This window comes from Micromonospora sp. NPDC050686, from assembly GCF_040654475.1.
Lineage (GTDB): Bacteria > Actinomycetota > Actinomycetes > Mycobacteriales > Micromonosporaceae > Micromonospora.
In genome coordinates, this window is the sequence record NZ_JBFAID010000030.1 from 1 (window position 1) to 17,549 (window position 17,549).

Consider the following 17,549-nt stretch of genomic DNA (forward strand, 5'->3'; position numbering starts at 1 on the left):
CGCCAACCCCCCTTCTGGGTACCCCCACACACCGGGCGCCGGCTCCCCCGGGGGAGCCGGCGCCTGACGCTTTCCCGACGGGCTCTCGCGCATCCGGTCCGGCCGGTGGCACACTGCCGCCTATGGCCGATGATCCGCTGCTGCTGCTCCTGCACGGCATGGGCGCCACCGGCGAGGTGTGGCTGCCGTGGGCGCCGCTGCTGGAACGGGACTGGGCCGGCCGGTGGCTGGCACCCGATCTCGCCGGGCACGGCTGGGCGCCCGGGCTGTCCGGGTACACGTTCCCCGGGCTCGCCGGCCGGGTCGCCGAGGGGCTCGACGCCCGCGACCGGCTGGTCGTCCTCGGGCACTCGCTGGGCGGGGTGGTCGCGCTGGCGCTGGCCGCGCGTACCGCCGGGCTGCCGGTGGCGGCCGTGGTGGGTGTGGGGATCAAGGTGGCCTGGTCGCCGGCCGAGCTGGGCAGGGCACGGGAACTGGCCGACCGCCCGGTCACCTGGTTCGCCACCCGGGACGAGGCGGCCCGCCGGTACCTGAGGGTGGCCGGCCTGACCGGCCTGGTCGCCCCGGACCATCCGGTGGTCGACGCGGGGCTGCGCCGCGAGGAAGGCCGGTGGCGGCTAGCCATGGACCCCGCCGCGTTCGCCGTCGGCGCGCCGGACCTGCCGGCCCTGCTGGCGGCCACCGACGTCCCGGTGCTGCTGGCGCGGGGCGAGCACGACCCGCTGGTGACCGACGCGCAGCTCGCGGAGTTGGGCGTGCCGGTGGTCACCCTGCCCGGACTCGGCCACAACGCGCACGTGGAGGACCCGTCGGCGGTGCTGGCCCTGGTCGAGCCGTACCGCTGAACGACGGCCCGGCGTCCGCGCGTCGCGCAGACACCTGTCGGGCCGCCGCCAGAGGCGGACGTAAGATCCCACGGGTGACGAAACGCCAGTCCTCCGTCGCGCCGACCGGCGAGGACACCAGCCGCACCAGCCCGCGCGACCTCCGCCCCCCGGACACCGCGCGGACGGGGGAGGGGCCGGCGGCCGAGCGGCCAGCCGACCCGGTCACCGGTGCGGAACCGGCCGGCGACGCGCCACCCGCCGGCGCGGCCGGACCCGGCCCCGGCGCGGAGGTGGCCCGACGGCCGTGGTGGCGCGGGACCGGGCTGCTGGCCGGGCTGGCCTACCTGGCGGTGGCGCTGGTGGTCACCGGCCGTGGCTGGGCCGACCCGTACGGGACCCTGATGGGCACCCGGCCGGCCGACCAGAGCTTCAACGAGTGGATGCTGGCGCACGGCGCCCACGCCACCGCCCACCTGGACAATCCGTTCTTCACCACCCTGCAGAACGCCCCGGCGGGGGTGAACCTGATGACCAACGTGGGCATGCAACTGCCCGGTCTGGTGCTGACCCCGGTCACCCTGCTCGGCGGGGCAGCGCTGTCGTACCTGGTCTTCCTCACCCTGAACCTGATCGGCACCGCTCTGGCCTGGTATCACGTGCTGTCCCGGCACGTGGTGGACACCCGGGCGGCGGCGTTCCTCGGCGGGCTGTTCTGCGGTTTCGCGCCGGCGATGGTGTCGCACAGCAACGGGCACCCGCACATCACCGCCCAGTGGCTGGTGCCGTTCCTGCTGTGGCAGGTGGTCCGGTTGACCCGGCCCGAGGGCAGCCCGGTCCGCATCGGGCTGACCCTCGGCGCGCTGGTCGTGGCGCAGTTCTTCATCGGCCTGGAGATCCTGTTCCTGGTCGCGGTGGGGTGCGCCCTGGCCGCGCTGGCGTACCTGCTGCTGAGCCCGCGCCGGGCGGTGCGGGCGGCGCCCCGGGCGCTGGCCGGCCTGGCGGTCACCGGCGTGGTGGCGGCCGTGGCGACGGCGTACCCGCTGTGGATGCAGTTCGCCGGCCCGCAGCACCGCACCGGTCATCCCGGCGACCACGACGTGTACGCCCTGAAGCTGGCCTCGTTCGCCGCGCACGCCACCCGGACCATCTTCGGCGGCGACACCAAGGGTCTGATCGCCAACACCACCGAGGAGGCGAGCTTCTTCGGGGTGCCCGCGCTGCTGTTCACCCTCGGCGTCGCGGTCGTCCTCGGGCGGCTGCTGGTGGTGCGGATCCTGGTCGTGGTGGGCGTGCTGACCGCGCTGCTGTCGATGGGCTCGACCTGGACGTGGGGCCGGGAACGCACGGACGTGCCGGCGCCGTTCGCGCTGCTGGCGCACCTGCCCGTCTTCGACTCGATGGTGATCGCCCGGTTCGCCCTGATCACCACGGTGGCGCTCGGTCTGCTGCTGGCCCTCGCGCTGGACCGGCTGCGCACCGCCACCGCCACGGCCGCCCCCGCCCGGCAGCGGGCGGTGCGGCTGGCCGGCGGGGCGGCGCTGATCGCCGCGCTGCTGCCCATGGTGCCCACTCCGCTGCCCACCGAGCCGCGACCGCCGGTGCCCGAGTTCGTCACCTCCGGCGCGTGGCGCGCCCACGTCGCCGAGGGCCGGACGCTGGTCCCGGTGCCGGTGGACAACCTGACCTCCATCCGCTGGGGAGCCGCCGCGGTCGCCGGTTTCGCCGTGCCGCAGGGCTACTTCCTCGGCCCGACCTCGCCCACCGACGACACCGGCCGCTGGGGGGTCGAGCCGCAGCCGACGGCCGTGCTGCTGCGCGAGGTCGCCGAGGGCGACCACCGGACGACGGTCACCGAGGTGGAACGGGCCCGGGCGGTCGCCGACGTGCGGTACTGGCGGGCCGACGCGGTGGTGCTGCCCGTGGACCACCCGCGCGCCGCCGAGCTGACCGCCGTGCTGGACGCCTGCTACGGCCCCGGCCGGCGGGTCGACGACGTGCAGGTCTGGGACGTACGCCCGCTGACCCGCTGACCGCCCGCGGGCCCGGCGCGGGCGGTCAGGGCGACGACGTCCAGACCAGCGTCAGATAGCCGCCGAAGTACGCCGACACGGCGGTCAGCAGGACCAGCACCGGGTACGCCCGGCCCCGCCGCGCCCGGGCCAGCGCGCCGGCGACGGGCAGCAGCAGGGCGAAGGCGGGCAGCAGGAACCGGCCCTTGGAGTGGTAGTAGCCGGCGGCGCCGATCGTCGTCACCAGGAGCAGCCCGCTGTAGAGCAGCAGCGGCCACGGCTGCCGGTCCATGATGCTCAGCACGAAGAGGGTGAGCGCCGCCAGCAGAACCAGCGCCACCATGTAGTGCTGGAACCGGGAGGGCGAGTCGAGGATCTCCCCGGTCCGGCTGACGGTGAACGCCCCGCCGTCGAACGACGAGTTCCAGCCCTCCCCCTGGATCCGGAACCAGCCGTCCAGCCCGCCGGTGCGATCGCCCACCCAGACCACGAAGCCGACCCAGCCCAGCGGCGCCAGGAGCATCGCGGCCAGCGGTCGCCACCACGGGGCCCGCCGGCGGACCAGCGCGACGAGCGCGGCGAGGCCCACCACCGCGATCAGCGACGAGGCGGTGGGCCGGGTCAGGCCGGCCAGCAGGCAGAGCAGGCCCGCGGTCAGCCACCGGTCGGTCAGGACGGCGTACAGCGCCCAGGCGGCGAAGGCGGTGAAGATCGCTTCGGTGTAGGCCAGCGACTCCACCACGGCGTGCGGCACGACGCCCCAGACCACCGCCAGCAGCACCCCGGTCCGCCGGTCGGCCAGGTGGTTGCCGATCGCGAACAGCCCCCAGGCGGCGGCGAGCGAGCCGAGCCAGGAGACGGTGAGGGCGGCCTGCTGCGGGTCCAGCGCCCACGACTGGTCCAGCAGGCGCACCAGCCACGGGTAGAGCGGGAAGAACGCCATGTTGCTGTGCAGGCTCTCGGCGTGGTCGTAGCCGTGTGCGGCGATCCCGAGGTACCAGTCGCTGTCGTACCGGCCGGCGAGGATTCCCTCCAGCCGGGACCCGCGCGCGGAGCCCCAGATCCAGAGCGTCACCAGCCCCACCGCCCGCACCGCCGCATAGCCGAGCAGGGCCGGCCAGGCCAGGGCCAGCGCCGCCAGCGGCCCCCGACGCGGCGGCCGGGCCACCGCGTCGGTGGTCGGCTCGTCCGGCGGGGGGTGGAGGGTCGTCGTCTCCGGAGCGTCGGGTACGGGGTGGGGCCCGGGTTGGCTCGCCTCGTCGCGACTGTCTTCCGCTGCGACGTCCATGTGTGTTCCTTTTTGGGCGCTGCCCAGCCGAGCCCCTGCGGGGCCCGGTGGAGCGTCTGATGATCAGGAAACTGCGCGATGCAGCCTAACAAGGCATCAATCCGGCCGGCGCGCACCGCCGGCCGTTCGGCGACGGCGAGTCGCGGCGGGCGGTGCGGATCAGGACAGCAGTTCCGCGACCGCGTCGGCGGCGGGGGTGTCCACCGGCAGCGCCTCCGCCGCGACCACCGCCGTCACCGGCAGCTCCCCGTACAGGTGGGGGAAGAGCGCGCCGCCGCGCGACGGCTCCCACCGCAGCGCGGCGCCGAGCCGGTCCGGATCCACCGTCAGCAAAGTCAGGCCGGTGGCCCCGGCGAAGTGCCGCCGCGCGGTCTCCACCACCTGGTCCGCGGCGGAGAGGTGGATGAAGCCGTCCTGGTGGTCGACGGCGGAGCCGGTGAACCGGCCCCGGGCCAGGGCGTCCGCCCACTCCGCCGAGGGCAGCAACTTGTAGATCACCCGCCCAGCGTACGGCGGCGGCCCGTCCCGCCACGGCCTGCGCGGTTTTCCCGCGACCGGCCGCGCCGGGGCGGCATGCTCAGTGGAGCCGGCCGGTCGGCGCGGCGACGGACCGGTGCCGGGAGGACGCATGGAGAGCTACGACGAGGACTGGACCGACGGGCAGCGCGCGGTGTACGACGAGTGCTACCGGGCCGGCGCCGAGTGGGCCGCCGACCCCGACACCCCCGACGAGGACCTCCAGCATGTGATCAATCTCGGTCAGGCGGACGACGACACCCTCGCCGACTCCGAGACCGACCACCCGGCGCTGGTGGACGCGGTCACCCAGGCCACCGGGGAGAACGTGACAAGCATCCCGGCCAGCCACGACGACCCCGGCTTCCGCGGCTTCACCGACGGCGTACGCGACGCCGTCTCCGACGAGGTCTTCGGCCTGTAGACCGCCCACCGGCCCGGCCGTCGGACCACCGCCGTGGACCCGATCTGCTGCCCGGCCGGCCCCTCCCGCCGGGCCGCCGCGTCTGCCACCATTCGTGGTCGACAGACCGACGAACGGGGGCACCGGTGCGCATCCTGCTGGTCGAGGACGACCGTCGGGTCGCCGCGGCCCTCTCGTCCGCGCTGACCCGGCGCGGCTACCAGGTGGAGCACGCCGCCACCGTCGCCGCCGCGCTCTCCGCCGCCCCCTGCGACCTGGTGCTGCTCGACCTGACCCTGCCCGACGGCGACGGCACCGACCTGTGCCGGGAACTGCGCCGGCGCAGCAGCCAGCTCGGCATCATCGCGGTCACCGCCCGGGGCGAGGAGCGGGACCGGGTGCTCGGCCTGCGGCTGGGTGCCGACGACTACGTGGTCAAGCCGTTCTCCATGGTCGAACTCCAGGCCCGGATCGAGGCGGTGCTGCGTCGGGCCGCGCACACCCTGCCGGAGCGCAGCGTCATCGAGGTCGGCCCGGTCCGCATCGACGTCGAGGGCCGCGCGGTCACCGTCGCCGGTCGGGCGGTGGCACTGACCCGCAAGGAGTTCGACATCCTGCTCTCGCTGGCCCGGCAACCCGGCGTCGCGGTGCCCCGGGACCGGATCCTGCTCGACGCCTGGGGCACCACCTGGGCGGACCGGCACACCGTCGAGGTGCACGTGGGATCGTTGCGCGGCAAGCTGGGCGACCCCACCCTGGTGGAGACCGTACGCGGGGTCGGCTACCGGCTTCGCGGCGAGTGAGGAGACCAGGTGCGTCGTCGGCTGGTGATCAGCTACCTGCTGCTGATGGTGCTGGTGCTCCTGGCGTTGGAGACCCCGCTGGCGGCCACCCTGGCCACCCGGGAGACCGACCGGGTACGCGCCGACCGGCTGGCCGACGCCACCCGGTTCGCCTCGCTGGCCCGCCCGGCGCTGCGCAGCGGTGCCCCCGGCTCGCTCGGCACCGAGCTGCGCGCCTACCACCAGCTGTACGGCATCGACGCCGCCGTGGTCGACCGGGAGCGCCGTACGGTGGTCAGCTCGGCCGGCTGGCCGGTCGGCGCGGCCGGCGAGGAGGCGCTGGACGCCGCCCTCTCCGGCCAGCAGGCCAGCGGCCCGGAATCGGTCTGGCCCTGGGTGGACGGGCCGGTGGTGGTGGCGGTGCCGGTCAACGACGGCGGCGAGGTGCTCGGCGCGGTGGTGACCGCCACCCCGGCCGACCGGGTCCGGCGCACCGTGACCGCCTGGTGGCTGCTGCTGGCCCTGATCGGCCTGGTCGCCGTGTCGGCCTGCGTGCTGACCGCGTTCGGCCTGGCCGGTTGGGTGCTGCGCCCGGTGACCGAGCTGGACGCGGTGACCCACGAGATCGCCGAGGGGGACCGGGGCGCGCGGGTCCAGCACCGGCTCGGCCCGCCCGAGCTGCGCCGGTTGGCGGCCAGCTTCAACAACATGGCCGACGTGGTGTCGGACGTGATGGACCGGCAACGAGCCTTCGTCGCGCACGCCAGCCACCAGCTGCGCAACCCGTTGACCGCGCTGCGGCTGCGGGTGGAGGAGCTGGGGCTCAGCCTCACCGACCCGGACGGCCGGACCGAGCACCGGCTGGCGCTGGAGGAGACCGACCGGCTCGCCCTGGTGCTCGACGCCCTGCTCACCCTGGCCCGGGCCGAGCGGACCGAGAACGAGCGGGTGGTGGTGGACGCGGCGACGGTGGCCGCGTCCCGGGTCGCGGCGTGGCAGCCGCTGGCCCGGCACCGGTCGGTGACGCTGCGCCTGGCGGTGGAGACCGCCCCGGCGTACGCCCGGACCGTGCCCACCGCCATCGACCAGTCCCTGGACGCGCTGATCGACAACGCGGTCAAGTTCAGCGGGGCCGGCGGGACGGTGACGGTGACCGTGCGGGGCGCCGCCGCCGGGATCGGGCTGGAGGTGCGCGACACCGGGCCCGGCATGACGGAGAGCCAGCTCGGGAAGGCCACCGAGCGGTTCTGGCGGGCGCCGGAGGCGCAGAACCTCGACGGCGCCGGGCTGGGCCTGACCATCGTCGCCGTGCTGGTCGACGCCTCCGGCGGCCGGCTGACCATGCGCCCGGCCGAGCCCCGGGGACTGGCCGCCGGCCTCTGGTTCCCGGCGGGCCGCCCGGAGCCCGCCGCCGGACCGGTCGCGCCGGTCGCCCCCGCCACCGCGGTAGCGGCCGGCGCCGACCTGCCACGGCCGAGGCGGGACGGTTAGGGCTTGGCCCGGCGGTACCAGTCGGTCGCGCCCGGATGCAGCGGCACCGGGTCGGTGGCGATCGCCGAGCGCGGGCTGATCCGCCCGGCCGCCGGATGCGCCCGGGCCAGCTCGGTCCGGCGCTCCATCAGCAGCCGGGTGATCTCGCGGACCAGCGGGTCCGGCAGGTTCGTGCGGACGATCAGGTAGTTCGGGTTCGCCACCGTGCTCACCGGCTCGGTGCGGTACGCCGAGCGGGGGATGTCCCGGGTGACGTAGACCTCGCCGTGGGCGCGGCGCAGCGGCTCGGTCCACTCGCCCAGGTCGACGACACGGGTGGCGGTGGTGGCGGTCAGCTCCCGCACCGCCCGCACCGGCAGGCCGCCGGAGAAGAAGAACGCGTCGACCCGGCCGGCGCGCAGCGCGGCCACCGAGTCGTCGAGGCCGAGGTGTTGCTGGCGGACCCGGCCGTCGAGCTGGGCGACGTCCAGCAGGCGGGTGGCGGTGATCGCGGTGCCGGAACCGGGCGCGCCCACCGACACCCGGCGCCCGGTCAGGTCGGCCAACGTCCGTACCGGGCTGCCGGCCAGGGTGACCAGGTGCAGCAGGTCGTCGTAGACCCGGGCCACCGCCCGCACCCGCCCGGCCGATTCGGTGGTCAGCGCGTCGGCCTGGGTGAAACCGAGCTCGGCCTGGCCCGAGCCGACCATGCGCACGTTCTCCTCGGAGGCGGCGGTGACCACCACGCTCGCCCGCACCCCGGGCAGTTCCCGGTTGAGGATGCCGGCCAGCGACTCGCCGAAGGCGTGGTAGACGGCGGTGGCGCTGCCGGTGGCGATCCGGATCGGGACCGGTCCGGCCGGCTCGTCCCGGCAACCACCGAGCTGCGGCAGCGCCGCCAGCAGCAGCACGCACACCACCAGCCGGGCCCACCCTCGGCGGCCCGGGCGCAGCCGGCCACGGTTCACAGGCAGCACTCTGCGCCGCGCGGCGCCGCGGTGCAAGCCCGGACGCGGGGCGGTCGGCCGTACCGGGCGGGAACGTCCCGGTACGCGGTAGATCACGCCGGGGCGGTCGCCGGCGCGGCAGCGGATCAGGCCGGGGCGGCCGCCGGGGCGAGGGCGGCGCTGTCCAGGATCCGGCGCCGGTGCGGGCCGTCCGCGACGCACACCACGAAACAGCCGGCGCCGGGACGCAGCAGAGCGGGCACGTCCAGCAGGGCGGCACCGCGGACCAGCACGGCGGCCAGTTCCCGGTCGACCAGCCGGACCCCGAGGATGTGCCGGCGGACGTGCCGGCCACCGGCCAGCAGCGCCGACCGCCAGGCCGCGGCGGCGAGCCGGGTCCGCCACACCCGACGCACCGTGGACGCGCCCGGCTGCGGGCCGAGCAGCTCCCGGCGGCCCTGCCGCCAGCCCGCCGCCACCAGCCCGGTGTACGCGGACCGGTGCGTCCGGGGCACCGCCAACCGGTGCAGCTCGTAGCGGCGGCGCAGCCCGCCGGTGGTCACCTCGTGGTCCACCGGCACGTCCAGCCGGGCGAGCAGGTGGCGCATCCGGTGCGCCGCCTCCGGGCGGTTGAACTCGGCCGGCCCACCCCGGTACGGCCCGGCGCCGCCCCGGCGGCCGGCGTCGGCGGGCGGCGGCATGCAGCGGACGAGGCAGGCGACCTCGAAGGCGTCGGCGAGGGTGTGCCAGTCCAGCGGTGGCGGCGACGGCGGGCCTGGCCGGTCGAGCAGCATGGTGTGCGGTGCCATCACGGTGCTCCTTGGGGGCGTCGGGTACGTCTACCGTCGCCCGCCGCCGCCCGGGAGGAAACGGATCGGCCCCAGCCTTGAGGAAAATTTGCGGCTACCGAGGTGCGGGCCCTTCAGGTCGGGGGTGAAGGCCCGCGCTGGGAGGGCCGTCAAGGCCCGAGCCGTGCCGTTGACCTGACGTCAGCAGGCGGTGATACGGTGATCACGTGCGGGGCGAAGGGTAGTTCCGGAAGCTCCGAAGTGTCACGACCGACACAGCGTGACAACGTCGCCGCAGGGCTTGCGGAGACGGTAAACGCCTGTGGAGCGGACGTAAGACCAGGACTTGTCCCGGCTGGCTGCGGTGAAGCAGGAACCCGCCCGGGTGTTGCGCGGTTCCGCGCGCAGCGCGGAGGGAATCCCTGCCATCTATGGCGGTGGAGGATGTCAAAGCTCGCGCACCACGACGTCCAGCTGCCGGGGTCGGCCGGGAGCCGTCGGCTGCTCCAGCACCTCGTACTTCAGCTCGCGCAGCGCGGTGACCAGCGCGGCGGCGGTGCGCGGCCGGGCGCCGGCGGTGAGCAGGTCGCGGACCAGCCGGCCCTTGGTGGCCTTGTTGAAGTGGCTGACCACGGAGCGGACCGGCGACCCGGCCACCTCCCGCTCGTGCAGCACCCGCACGGTCACCGTCCGCTCGGCCAGCGGCCCGCGCGGCGCCCAGGTCGCCGCGTACGCGCCGGAGCGCAGGTCCAGCACCGGACGCTCGCCGGCCGCCGCCGTCATCGCCGGGCCGAGCGCCCGCCGCCAGTACGCCGCCAGCGCGCCCACCCCCGGCAGCCGCGCCCCGATCGGGCAGCGGTACGGCGGGATCCGGTCGGCCAGCCGTACCACGCCCCAGAGGCCGGAGCTGATCAGCACCGACCGGCGGGCGAGCCGCTCGGCGGCCGGCGGCAGCGTGGCCAGGTCCAGCGCCTCGTAGAGCACCCCGGTGTAGATCCGCGCGGCCGGGGCGGTGGCCGCCGCGCGCAGCCGGGCGTTGCGGCGCAGCTCGTCGCGCTGGCCCTCGCTCAGGCCCAGCGCCGCCAACCCCGCCTGCCGGTCGGGGCCGGTGCTGACGGCGACCAGCGCGTCGAGCACCTCGGCGCGGGCCGGGTTCAGCTCCGGCAGGCAGAGCCGGGACAGGTCCAGCCGACGGCCGGTCCCGGCCTCGGCCTTGCCCTCCGAGGGCGGCAGCAGGATGAGCACCGGGCCAGCGTACGGGCCGGGTCAGCGCCAGGGCCGGAAGGCCGGCTCCGGGTGGTACACGCGATAGCCGCCCACCTCGGCGACGGTGGCGGCGGCGGTGCGGTCGCCGAGCAGCGCACGCAGCCGCCGGTCGGCGGGGGAGTCGGCGGCCAGCACGTACCCCGGCCGGGCCGCCCCGGCCACCCGCGTCCAGTACGGCGGGTAGCGGTTCTGCCCCGGCGCGAGCTGGCCGTCGAGCACCGCGCAGGCCACCGTCTCCCCGGTGTTGAAGACCAGCCGGTGGCAGGTCCAGTACTCCGCGTACACCTCCCGCAGCCCGTGCCGCCGCAGCGCGTCGGCCAGGTCGCGGGCCTGCCGCTCGTCGGTGCGCGCCGCGCCCGTGCCGGCGACGAAGCCGACCGTCCCGACCAGCGCGGCGGCGGTGAGCGCGGCCAGCAGACCGGCGCCGAGGGTCCCGCCGATCCGGGCGGCCGCCCCGGCCGCGCCGCGGTGCAGCCGGGCGGCGGCGAGCCAGAGCGGCCAGAGCACCGCCGGCAGCGAGATCTGCAGCACCGACAGGTAGCGGGCGTTGTCCAGCGGCGCGGTGGCGGCCAGCGGGCTGCGCACGTACGCCAGCAGGGTCAGCCCGGCCCCGGCGAGCAGCGCGAGGTGGGTGAGCGGGCCGACCCGGACGGCGGCCGGGCGGCCCGCGGTCCGGCGGTACGCGACCACCGCGAGCACCGCCGCGCCGACCAGCAGCAGCGGATACAGCAGCCCGAACCAGGACGATCCGCGGACGCAGCCGGTCACCGGGCACAGCCCGGTGGCCAGCGGCACGCCCACCAGCAGGCCACCGGCCAGCCGGTCCGGGACCGGCGGGGCGGCGCCGGTGCCCCCGCTGAGCTGCCGCAGCACCGACAGCGAGTCCTCGCCGGGTGGCGCGAGCAGGTTGTCCCAGAGCAGTGGCGCCGCGCCGAGCAGGAAACCGGCCAGCAGCAGCATCCCCGCCCAGCCGACCAGGTCCCGCCCGGCCACCGCGGCGAGCAGCAGGCCGGCCACCGCCACATACGGCACGATCAGCCAGTCCGACCAGATCGCGAAACCGGCGAGCAGGCCGAACAAGCCGATAGCCAGCCAGCGCCGGCGGATCCGCCGCTCCGCCAACCCCACGGCCACCAGCAGCATCAGCAGCACCGCCGGCTTCACCTCGGGCCGGCCACCGACGGCGGTCAGCTGGTCCCGCACCACCCGCTCGGAGCCGAGCGCGAGCAGCCCGACGACGAAGGCGGCGAACCACGGCGAGCAGATCCGCCGGGTCAGCCGGTAGGTCAGCCAGAGGAAGACGGCGTAGAGCGCCAGCACCGGCAGCCGCAGCACCGGCCAGCTCGGCCCGGCCACCGCGATCAGCGGGGCCGCCAGGTAGGACTCGGCCGTGCCCATGTAGCGCTGCCCGTAGAGGAAGACCGGATGCTCCCGGCCGGCGGCGATGTGCATCGCGGCCAGCCCGAACGTCGCCTCGTCGCTGTTCGAGGCGGGCAGCGTGGCCAGCACGAGGACCAGCCGGTAGCTGACGCCGGCCAGCCCGAGCAGCAGCGCGACCAGCGCCGGTGCGTCCGGACGCGGCCGCCACCGCCAGCGGTGCCGCACTGAGGTCGACACGACCACGCCCCCGTCGTCCCGCCCGGAGTCTGTCACGTGCCGGGCGTCGCGCGCGGCGGATCGGCGCGGTCGGTGGGCGGGCGCTCGCCTGGCCGCTGCCGGCCGGGTGTGGCAGGGTGGCAGCGTGCCACCATCACCGCCCACCGGCGAGCTCGCCGTACCGACCCTGCACCGGGCCGCGCGGATCGAGGACGCCGTGCACCAGCTGGTGGAGCGCCGGCTGCGGCGCACCGGCTGGCAGATGAAGATCGTCGCGTACGCCGGCTACGGCGCGCCCGGCTGGGCCCGGGTGATGTGCCGGGTGCTGCTCGGCCGGCCGGAGGTGCGGGCGAAGGGCAAGCCGGAGAAGGTGCGCGGCTGGCGCAGCTTCGCCACCCTGCCCGCCAAGCACGTCCGGGTCAAGATCGAGGCCGGCGGGGTGGTGCACGAGGCGTGCGCCGACCGCAGCGGCTTCGTCGACACGGTGGTCGAGGCCGATCTGGCCCCCGGCTGGGCCTCGGTACGCCTCAGCGTCGCCGACGCGGAGCCGGTGGAGGCGCTGGTGCGCGTCGTCGACCCCACCGTCCGGTTCGGCATCATCTCCGACATCGACGACACGGTCATGGTGACCGCGCTGCCCCGCCCGCTGCTCGCCGCGTGGAACACCTTCGTGCTGGACGAGCACGCCCGCACCGCCGTGCCCGGCATGGCGGTGCTCTACGAGCGGCTGGCCACCGCGCACCCCGGCGCCCCGGTGCTCTACCTCTCCACCGGGGCGTGGAACGTCGCGCCCACCCTGACCCGGTTCCTGTCCCGGCACCTCTACCCGGCCGGCCCGCTGCTGCTCACCGACTGGGGCCCGACGGCCGACCGGTGGTTCCGCAGCGGGCGGGAGCACAAGCGGGCCACCCTGGCCCGGCTGGCCAAGGAGTTCCCCGACGTCCGCTGGCTGCTGATCGGCGACGACGGCCAGCACGACCAGGAGATCTACCGTGAGTTCGCCGCCGCGCACCCGGAGAACACCGCCGCGGTGGCGATCCGCCGGCTCTCGCCCACCCAGGCGGTGCTGGCCGGTAGCCTGCCCGCCCCGGCCGGCCAGTCCTCGTCCGGCCCGGTCGGGCAGAAGTGGCTGTCCGCCCCGGACGGCGCCGGCCTGTGGAAGCTGCTGCGCGACGCCGGCCTGGTCTGACCGTCCCGCGCCGGGCCAAGGGCCCCGCGACAGGGCCGACGTGCCGTAAGTCGGCCGATCGTGCGGCCGGGACAGGCCAACGTGCCGCAAGTGGGCCGGTCGCGGGGCCGGGATAGGCCGACGTGCGGCGTGGCGCGCCGTCCCGGGCGGTGGTCAGGCCGCCGACGGGCGGAGCCAGAGCACGCCCAGCGGTGGCACCCGTAGCGCCACCGAGGAGGGCATCCCGTGCCACGGGACGTCCTGGGCGTGTACCGCGCCGAGGTTGCCGACCCCGGAGCCGCCGTAGTGGTGGGCGTCGGTGTTCAACACCTCGGTCCAGGTGCCGCCGGCCGGCAGCCCGACCCGGTAGTCCTCCAGCGGCAGGGCGGAGAAGTTCGCCACGCAGACCAGCGTCTGGCCGTCGGGGGCGATCCGGACGAACGAGACGGTGTTGTTGGCCACGTCGTCCCCGGCGATCCAGCGGAAGCCGGCCGGCTCGGTGTCCTGCGCCCACAGCGCCGGGGTGCCCCGGTAGACCCGGTTCAGGTCGCCGACCAGCCGCTGCACCCCGGCCCGCGCCGGGTCGTGGGTCAGGTACCAGTCGAGGCCGCGCTGCTCGCTCCACTCCCGGTCGTCGGCCAGCTCGCAGCCCATGAAGAGCAACTGCTTGCCGGGGTGCGCCCACATGTACGCCAGCAACGCGCGCACGTTGGCCAGCCGCTGCCAGGTGTCCCCGGGCATCTTGCCGGCCAGCGAACCCTTGCCGTGCACCACCTCGTCGTGGCTGATCGGCAGCACGTAGTTCTCGCTCCAGGCGTACGCCAGGGAGAAGGTGAGCTGATGGTGGTGGTGCTGGCGGTAGATCGGGTCCTTGGCGGTGTAGAGCAGGGTGTCGTGCATCCAGCCCATGTTCCACTTGAACCCGAAGCCGAGCCCGCCCTCGGCGGTGGGCCGGGTGACCCCCGGCCAGGCGGTGGACTCCTCGGCGACCATCAGCACGCCCGGGTGGTGCTTGTAGACGGTGGCGTTGGTCTCCTGGAGGAAGGCGATCGCCTCCAGGTTCTCCCGGCCGCCGTGCACGTTCGGCGCCCACTGCCCCTCCTGGCGGGAGTAGTCCAGGTAGAGCATCGAGGCGACCGCGTCGACCCGCAGGCCGTCGACGTGGAACTCGTCCAGCCAGTAGAGCGCGTTGGCGACCAGGAAGTTGCGCACCTCGCGGCGGCCGAAGTCGAACACGTACGTGCCCCAGTCGGGGTGCTCGCCGCGGCGCGGGTCGGGGTGCTCGTAGAGCGGGGTGCCGTCGAAGCGGGCCAAGGCCCACTCGTCCTTGGGGAAGTGCGCCGGCACCCAGTCGAGGATCACCCCGATGCCGGCGGCGTGCAGCCGGTCGACCAGGTGGCGGAACTCGTCCGGGTCACCGAAGCGGGCGGTGGGGGAGTAGTAGCCGGTGACCTGGTAGCCCCAGGAACCGCCGAACGGGTGCTCCATCACCGGCAGGAACTCCACGTGGGTGAAGCCCAGCTCGGTGACGTACGCGGTGAGCTGCTCGGCCAGCTCCCGGTAGCTCAGCCCGGGCCGCCAGGAGCCGAGGTGCACCTCGTACACGCTGACCGGCTCCTGGTGCGGCTGCCGCTTCGCCCGCCGGGCCAGCCAGGCGGCATCGCCCCACTCGTACGTCGAGTGGTGCACCACCGAGGCGGTGGCCGGCGGCGCCTCGGTGCGGGTGGCCATCGGGTCGGCCTTGTCCCGCCAGTGCCCGTCGGCGCCGAGGATCCGGTACTTGTAGCGGGCGCCGGCCGGTACGCCGGGCACGAAGATCTCCCACACCCCGCTGGAACCGAGGGAGCGCATCGGCCAGCCGTCGTCCGGGCCCCAGCCGGTGAAGTCACCCACCACCCGGATGCCACGCGCGTTGGGCGCCCAGACGGTGAAGGCCACCCCCTCGTCGAAGACCCGGGCGCCGAGCGCCTCCCACAGCCGCTCGTGCCGCCCCTCGCCGATCAGGTGCAGGTCCAGCTCGCCCAGGGTCGGCGGGTAGCGGTACGGGTCGTCGAGCACCGCGCCGTCCACCTCGACCCGGTAGTCCAGCACCTCGCCCGGCACGTCGGCGGCGAAGACACCGGCGTCGTGCACCCGCTTCATCGGGTGCCGCTCGTCGCCGACCAGCAGGGTCACGTCGGTGGCGCCGCGGCGCAGGGCGCGTACGGTGGTCCGGCCGTCGGCGGGGTGCGCGCCGAGCAGCGCGTGCGGGTCGTACGACTGGCCGGCGATCAGCTGGTCCATCGGGCGTCCTTCCGGGCGGGTGCGGTCGGGACGTCGCCGCGCTTGCGGCCCTTGCCGCGGCGCGGGCGGGGTCGGGCGTCGGCCGTGGCGGGCTCGCTCGGCAGGCCGTCCGGCTGGGCGGGCCGGGTCGCGGCGGTGCCGCCGGACAGCTCCTCCGGTACGGCCTCGACGGTCAGCGCCACGGGGGCGGTGGCCGCCGGCTCGGGTGCGGGCGGTGGCGCCGGGCGCCGGACCGTCAGCACGTGCGCGGGCTGCAGGTACGGGTCGAGCCGCACCGGGTTGCGCTGCCCCCAGTCGTAGCCGGCGCCGGTCAGCTCGTCGCGCACGCTGAACCGCTCGTGCCAGTCGAAGCCCAGCGCCGGCATGTCCAGCGTGGTGTTGCCCCACTGCACGGTCTGCGGGTCGAACGAGCAGACCACGATCACCGTGTTGCCGGTCTCCGGGTCGTGCTTGGACCAGCAGAGCAGCGCCGGGTTGTCGATGTCGTGGAAGCGCAGGTTGCGCAGCCGGTGCAGGGCCGGGTTCTCCCGCCGGATCCGGTTGAGGGTGGCGATGAACGGCGCCAGGGAGCGCCCCTGCGCCTCGGCGGCGGCCCAGTCCCGGGGCCGCAGCTCGTACTTCTCGTTGTCCAGGTACTCCTCGGCGCCGGGGCGGGCCACGTGCTCGAAGAGCTCGAACCCGGCGTACATGCCCCAGGAGGGGGAGAGCAGCGCGGCCAGCACCGCCCGGATCTTGAACATCGGCGGGCCGCCGTGCTGCAACGAGGAGTGCAGGATGTCCGGGGTGTTGGGCCAGAAGTTCGGCCGCATGTAGTCGGCCGCCGCGACCAGCTCCTCGCAGTACGCCCGCATCTCCGCCGCGGACGTGCGCCAGGTGAAGTACGTGTACGACTGGGTGAAGCCGATCTTGCCCAGCCCGTGCATGATCGCCGGCCGGGTGAACGCCTCGGCCAGGAAGAGCACGTCCGGGTCGACCCGCTTCACCTCGGCGATCAGCGAGTGCCAGAAGTCGAACGGCTTGGTGTGCGGGTTGTCCACCCGGAAGATCTTGATGCCCTCGCCGACCCAGTGCAGCACCACCCGCAGCACCTCGGCCCGGATGCCGTCGGGGTCGTTGTCGAAGTTCAGCGGGTAGATGTCCTGGTATTTCTTGGGCGGGTTCTCCGCGTACGCGATGCTGCCGTCGGCCCGGGTGGTGAACCACTCCGGGTGCTCGGTCACCCAGGGGTGGTCCGGCGCGCACTGCAACGCCAGGTCCATCGCCACCTCCAGGCCCTCCTCGGCGGCGGCGGCGACGAACGCGCGGAAGTCCGCCGGCGTACCCAGGTCGGGGTGGATGGCGTCGTGGCCGCCCTCGGCGGCGCCGATCGCCCACGGCGAGCCAACGTCGTCGGGCCCGGCGGTGAGCGAGTTGTTGGGGCCCTTGCGGTTGACCCGCCCGATCGGGTGGATCGGCGGCAGGTAGAGCACGTCGAAGCCCATCGCCGCGACCCCGCGCAGCCGGTCGATCGCGGTCAGGAAGGTGCCCGAGCGCGCCGGTTCGTCGACCGTCGCCGGCACCGCCCCCTCCGAGCGGGGGAAGAACTCGTACCAGGCGGAGTAGAGCGCCCGCGGCCGGTCCACCCAGATCCGGTGCCGCTCACCGGTGGTGACCAACTCCCGGACCGGATGGTCCCAGAGCAGGTCGGCCAGCTCCAGCGCCGGGGCCACCCGGCGGGGCAGGTCCAGCGCGGTGTCGTCCAGCGCCGCGACCGCGGCCCGGACCCGGTCGGCGTCCGCGGGCGGCACCAGGTCGACCGCGGCGGTCAGCACGCGTACGCCCTCGGCCAGGTCGTTGGCCAGCTCGGCCGCCCCCTGCCCGGCGGCGATCTTCTTGGTCACCGCGTTCTGCCAGGTCAGGTACGGATCCTGGAACGCCTCGACGGCGAACTCCCACTCGCCGACCGTGTCCGGGCGGATGGTGGCGTGCCAGGTGTCCTGCCCCGGCTCACCGGGACGCATCCGGGTGAACGGGCGCGCGCCGCCGTCCGGGCCGAGCCAGACCACGTTGCAGCCGAGCGCGTCGTGCCCCTCCCGGTAGGCGCGGGCCGACACCGGCACGATTTCGTCGACCACCGCCTTGGCCGGGTAGCGACCGCAGGCGACGGAGGGGGAGACGTCTTCGATGGGGAACCGTCCGCTCACCCGCTCAACCTACTGTGCGAGAT

General features: G+C 75.2%; 14 protein-coding genes. 6 read left to right on the forward strand and 8 right to left on the reverse strand.

Annotated features, from left to right (window positions below; genetic code table 11):
• Positions 1-122: 122 nt before the first annotated feature.
• Both AB0H57_RS19420 and AB0H57_RS19425 read left to right on the forward strand, forming a co-directional pair.
• A complete protein-coding gene (locus AB0H57_RS19420; protein ID WP_357508275.1) occupies positions 123-845 on the forward strand; it encodes an alpha/beta fold hydrolase in 723 nt (240 codons plus the stop codon).
• 74 nt (positions 846-919) lie between these two features.
• The gene (locus AB0H57_RS19425) at positions 920-2,857 is read left to right on the forward strand and encodes a hypothetical protein (RefSeq protein ID WP_357508276.1); all 1,938 of its coding nucleotides are present in this window, start codon (positions 920-922) and stop codon (positions 2,855-2,857) included.
• Positions 2,858-2,882: 25 nt separating this feature from the next.
• Here AB0H57_RS19425 and AB0H57_RS19430 read toward each other — a convergent pair whose 3' ends face one another.
• Both AB0H57_RS19430 and AB0H57_RS19435 read right to left on the reverse strand, forming a co-directional pair.
• Complete coding sequence (locus AB0H57_RS19430) at positions 2,883-4,124, reverse strand: hypothetical protein (protein ID WP_357508278.1); 1,242 nt, start codon at positions 4,122-4,124, stop codon at positions 2,883-2,885.
• Positions 4,125-4,283: 159 nt separating this feature from the next.
• Positions 4,284-4,622 carry a DUF952 domain-containing protein gene (locus AB0H57_RS19435; RefSeq protein WP_357508280.1) on the reverse strand — a complete coding sequence of 113 codons (339 nt, stop codon included), beginning with the start codon at positions 4,620-4,622 and terminating at the stop codon, positions 4,284-4,286.
• A 130-nt stretch (positions 4,623-4,752) separates the two neighbouring features.
• Between AB0H57_RS19435 and AB0H57_RS19440 the strand changes: the two genes are divergently transcribed.
• From AB0H57_RS19440 to AB0H57_RS19450, 3 genes are all read left to right on the forward strand, one after another.
• Positions 4,753-5,064 carry a hypothetical protein gene (locus AB0H57_RS19440; RefSeq protein WP_357508282.1) on the forward strand — a complete coding sequence of 104 codons (312 nt, stop codon included), beginning with the start codon at positions 4,753-4,755 and terminating at the stop codon, positions 5,062-5,064.
• A gap of 125 nt (positions 5,065-5,189) precedes the next feature.
• Complete coding sequence (locus AB0H57_RS19445) at positions 5,190-5,846, forward strand: response regulator transcription factor (protein WP_357508284.1); 657 nt, start codon at positions 5,190-5,192, stop codon at positions 5,844-5,846.
• A gap of 9 nt (positions 5,847-5,855) precedes the next feature.
• Entirely contained in the window at positions 5,856-7,316 is a 1,461-nt protein-coding gene (locus AB0H57_RS19450) for a HAMP domain-containing sensor histidine kinase (RefSeq protein WP_357508286.1), read from the forward strand.
• Here AB0H57_RS19450 and AB0H57_RS19455 read toward each other — a convergent pair.
• The 4 genes from AB0H57_RS19455 to AB0H57_RS19470 all read right to left on the reverse strand — a co-directional run bounded on the left by AB0H57_RS19455 (position 7,313) and on the right by AB0H57_RS19470 (position 11,913).
• Positions 7,313-8,263 (reverse strand): TAXI family TRAP transporter solute-binding subunit, encoded by a 951-nt coding sequence (locus AB0H57_RS19455; RefSeq protein WP_357508288.1) that lies wholly within the window; start codon positions 8,261-8,263, stop codon positions 7,313-7,315. The two genes, AB0H57_RS19450 and AB0H57_RS19455, sit on opposite strands and share 4 nt — an antisense overlap.
• Positions 8,264-8,388: 125 nt before the next feature.
• Entirely contained in the window at positions 8,389-9,051 is a 663-nt protein-coding gene (locus AB0H57_RS19460; protein WP_357508290.1) for a hypothetical protein, read from the reverse strand.
• Between the two features lie 426 nt (positions 9,052-9,477).
• Positions 9,478-10,275, reverse strand: a complete 798-nt coding sequence (gene yaaA / locus AB0H57_RS19465) for a peroxide stress protein YaaA (protein WP_357508292.1) — start codon at positions 10,273-10,275, stop codon at positions 9,478-9,480.
• A gap of 21 nt (positions 10,276-10,296) precedes the next feature.
• Positions 10,297-11,913 carry a hypothetical protein gene (locus AB0H57_RS19470; RefSeq protein WP_357508294.1) on the reverse strand — a complete coding sequence of 539 codons (1,617 nt, stop codon included), beginning with the start codon at positions 11,911-11,913 and terminating at the stop codon, positions 10,297-10,299.
• A 184-nt stretch (positions 11,914-12,097) separates the two neighbouring features.
• On the opposite strand from AB0H57_RS19470, the gene AB0H57_RS19475 reads away from it, so the two are divergent.
• A complete protein-coding gene (locus tag AB0H57_RS19475) occupies positions 12,098-13,081 on the forward strand; it encodes a phosphatase domain-containing protein (RefSeq protein ID WP_357508385.1) in 984 nt (327 codons plus the stop codon).
• Positions 13,082-13,234: 153 nt separating this feature from the next.
• Here the strand turns inward: AB0H57_RS19475 and glgB are convergent, their stop codons facing one another.
• Together glgB and AB0H57_RS19485 are read right to left on the reverse strand one after the other, a co-directional pair.
• Positions 13,235-15,343 (reverse strand): 1,4-alpha-glucan branching protein GlgB, encoded by a 2,109-nt coding sequence (gene glgB, locus AB0H57_RS19480; protein ID WP_357508296.1) that lies wholly within the window; start codon positions 15,341-15,343, stop codon positions 13,235-13,237.
• Entirely contained in the window at positions 15,331-17,526 is a 2,196-nt protein-coding gene (locus AB0H57_RS19485) for a maltotransferase domain-containing protein (protein WP_357508298.1), read from the reverse strand. Before AB0H57_RS19485 ends, glgB begins: the two co-directional genes overlap by 13 nt.
• Positions 17,527-17,549 lie beyond the last annotated feature (23 nt).

Coding starts and splice junctions, on each gene's coding strand:
- AB0H57_RS19420 (WP_357508275.1), top strand. CDS start 123: ATGGCCGATGATCCGCTGCTGCTGCTCCTGCACGGCATGGGCGCCACC.
- AB0H57_RS19430 (WP_357508278.1), bottom strand. CDS start 4,124: ATGGACGTCGCAGCGGAAGACAGTCGCGACGAGGCGAGCCAACCCGGG.
- AB0H57_RS19440 (WP_357508282.1), top strand. CDS start 4,753: ATGGAGAGCTACGACGAGGACTGGACCGACGGGCAGCGCGCGGTGTAC.
- AB0H57_RS19460 (WP_357508290.1), bottom strand. CDS start 9,051: ATGGCACCGCACACCATGCTGCTCGACCGGCCAGGCCCGCCGTCGCCG.
- glgB (WP_357508296.1), bottom strand. CDS start 15,343: ATGGACCAGCTGATCGCCGGCCAGTCGTACGACCCGCACGCGCTGCTC.